Source organism: uncultured Paraglaciecola sp. (assembly GCF_913058035.1).
In the GTDB taxonomy this organism is placed as follows: Bacteria; Pseudomonadota; Gammaproteobacteria; order Enterobacterales; family Alteromonadaceae; genus Paraglaciecola.
Window position 1 is genome coordinate 1 of sequence record NZ_CAJXPA010000297.1, and the last position, 3,546, is coordinate 3,546.

The window sequence follows — 3,546 nt, forward strand, 5'->3', positions numbered from 1 at the left end:
GTCGAATAAACACAAGTTTTCTTCCATGCCTATGGTACGCCTATCACTTAAATAACAGCAGACAGAAGTGGCGTTTAAATACTTTCATATCATTATTTTTACACAGCTTAATGACATTTCGTCTAGTGATCCCGATCAAACAAAAATGCCTAATAGAAGCCCATGCTTACCCACCTTTTGCGATTAAAAATGAGTAGAAATATAGGTTACCATAAAGCCATGAGGGCTAAGTATTGATGCTTTGCCTACATGCGCTTTGGTCGCTTGAATGTAGGCAATGATATAGTTTAATTTTGAGTGAGTGTTAAAATTTGGACTTTGTACATCTGGATAAACTCTTCTTACTTGGCTAGTAAAAAGTACTAAAATTGGTTGTTTAACTGCACAGTGGCTGATTTATGTTCCGTAATAATCAAAACAGTAGCAGAAGTTGTCACGCTAGGATCTCGGCAAGGTGTCTTTTTGATGCCTATTAACGACTAACCAGATACGTTCGCCGTCAGACATATGGTTAGCATCACAGGTATTTTAATCCGCACAACTCGGTGACTCCCTGATAGGCCATTGTCCGTATGTAACACTTAAGTCTCATCATAAAGTCTGTGCATATGTTGCTCAAAAAAGTGAGACGATCATTATGTCATCGAATACCCTCCCACAAGTCATCACAACACAGAAGTGAAGGGTATTAAGAGAAGGACTTAAATATAAGTGCACAATATGGAAGTGAACAAATAAGTGCGTAAAGAAGGTGCAAAGAAATCAGCATCATCTTATATGTTCGGTTGTTGAGCTCTTTGTGCTCTGAGCCTTTTGTGATTAAACCTGAATGAATTTATCCCTTATGCTGATAGTGTCACTTAACTTCTGTTTTACGGCTAGATTGGTTTCACTACATGCGTGAAGCTTCGAGTTTAACATCTGCCATATTCCAAACTATGTTAAACATTTCTTGCACTTTATCAGCCTCTTGTTGTTTGTTTTGTGCTTGTAAACTTTGGACTAAACCGAACATCGACCATCCATTTTTTGGATAGGCTTGAAGATCTTTGCGGTAAACCTGCTCGGCAGCAGCAAATTTTTTTGCTTGGATCAGCGCTTGTCCCAAAGACTGGCGTGTCGGGTAATACCAAAATGGTGGCTCTGTGTAAGGCAGCGTGTCCTGTTCAGTCACTGCTTGGGTAAAATGACTAATGGCTTCTGCACTTTTCCCTTCGGATAGAGCTATTTCTCCTTTAAGTAAATGCTCAGCTATCGATAACAGCACACTTGCTGGATAGTCCGAGCCGTCTAATGTGTGAATTATATCTGTATCCATTAAAGGTTGTAGTGCGTTAAGTTCGGCGTGTGCGGCTTTCACATCATTTCTACGCAATAGCGCAATACCACGAGCATAGTGTTGGATAGCATTTGAGTATTGGTATTTTGCCGGTGGCATCGGCTCTGCCAATATTTCATCCCAATGGCCAAATTGGGTTAAGGCTAAGATCGGAATTGTTTTGAAAAATTCGACAGTGGGAAATTGTTCGATCATTTCTAGCCTAACATTCAGAGCTACTTTGCGAGCCGACTCAATCGCAAGCTTACTGTTTCCCATCATACTTGATGCGGCCCATAAGAAATGGATGTTGTGGGGGTAATATAGTGCAGGGTAAAAGCCTTGCGCGTTACACTGAGCGATATACTCTTCGTCAACTGAGGCTGCTTGAATATTAGCTTGAACCGCATCATTATAACGGCCAACACGCCAATATATATGCGCGGGCATATGCACCAAATGCCCTGATGCGGGCACTAAATTGGCTAAAGTATCAGCAGCAACTTCTGCGCGACCAGGGTTAGTTGATGCCTCGACTGCATGAATATAGAGATGCAAAGCTAATGGATGTTTGGGTTGTCGAGCCATAATGTTTTCTAGGGTATCAATCACCTCTTGGGTAGCAGGTTTTGGATGTTCTGCGTCTACCCAATAATCCCAAGGCATTGTATTCATTAAGGCTTCAGCAAATAATGCTGCCGCATCGTTGTCAGCCGGATATTTTTTGGTTAGCTCCCGCATCGCATTTGCATAAGCAATATCAAGTAAAGTTCTGTCAGATCCAGGGTTGCCATCATAACGAGTGGCTAACGCATTGATATAATCTTGTTCAGCTATAGAAGCATTAGACCCTAAGACTAGGGCTTGAAGTAAAGCTGTGTAGGCTGACTTTCGTTCACCGCTGGACATCACCGCTTTACCTTTGCTGGTGACATTAATATTAGGACCAGTGGCTAAAGCCTCTCCCCAAAAACACATTGCACATTCAGGGTCAAGTCGTTGCGCTGCTTTGAAGGAACGTATCGCTTCTGCATGATTAAAACCGAAAGCTAGCACCAAACCTTGATCAAAATAAAGTTGAGCAGCCGGAACACTTGTTGTGATGATATGTTGATGCTGCCCCATGCCTTCAAATAAGGGAGCAGCTGCTTTTACATATATGGCTGCTTTATCGATGGATGTCATATTTTCTGGGAAAATGGGATTGGGTGTTGCACAACCAAACAACAGAAATATGCTGCTTAGTTGCATTAAATTGTGAAGAGTTTTCATATTATCCGTCTCATGAAAAGTTACTAACTGAGGATTAAAGTACGTGAAGTATAGAAAAATTTTAGTCATGTGCTAGTAATATGCCAATAAAGTGCTGATTGCTCTAAATATTACCTGATAAGCGGTAAAATCGTTTTCTTGAGTGAGACTTTAAGGACAACCCATGTTGTAAATAATCAAGATATTTTATGGTGATGCTTCATTATTCTTGATTACGATAACTATGCTCAACTTTTGCCAATAATGATGGGTTTTCGATGTTTAAAACAACGATTTGGCGTAAAATTATTTTCCCTTTTACATCTGATGTTCCGTCAATGGTTAAGACTGGTGGGCTATGTTCAAGTGATGTGTCACTCCACCAACCACCATCATACTTAGATTCAAACTCTATATCTCCCTCAACAACTGAACCTTCGACAAGGGTGATATTGCCATTTTTGGTTTTGATGTCATCACTTACAAAGGTTTGAGTTAATGAAATGTCTCCATTAACCGTTGTAATATCTTTACCAACCATCGAGTTAGTACCAAGAGTAATGTTGCCATTGACCGTGCTAATGTCACGTTTTACTGACAAATAGGTTTGTGTTTGGATGTCTCCATTGACGGTTGATAATTCGTGTACTTTAACATTATTGCCTATTTCGATATTGCCATTTATAGCGTTTACATCACTAGCGTTTACATTATCTTGGATAGTGATATTACCGTTGACTGAAGAAAGATCACCGACTTGTTTGTTTTCTGAAACATCGACACCACCAAATACGCTACTGAAGTCATTCTTGTTGTTGTCATGATTATCTTGACCGCCAACATGAATGATACAGCCTGATGTGCTTAGGGTTAATACCTTTCTCTTATACTCATATCCGAGCCTACGAGACCATACTAGAGCCCGTATGCCGTTATCTGCTCGCTAAATAAACAAAATAAATAATCATACCTAATCT

General features: G+C 40.2%; 2 protein-coding genes. Both read right to left on the reverse strand.

The genetic code is table 11. The features are described from left to right. Positions 1-892 precede the first annotated feature (892 nt). On the reverse strand, positions 893-2,590 hold the full coding sequence (locus tag QZ562_RS20480) for a hypothetical protein (RefSeq protein ID WP_293764464.1): 1,698 nt from the start codon (positions 2,588-2,590) through the stop codon (positions 893-895). Positions 2,591-2,792: 202 nt separating this feature from the next. After that, positions 2,793-3,170 carry a hypothetical protein gene (locus QZ562_RS20485; RefSeq protein WP_293764466.1) on the reverse strand — a complete coding sequence of 126 codons (378 nt, stop codon included), beginning with the start codon at positions 3,168-3,170 and terminating at the stop codon, positions 2,793-2,795. Positions 3,171-3,546: the final 376 nt, after the last annotated feature.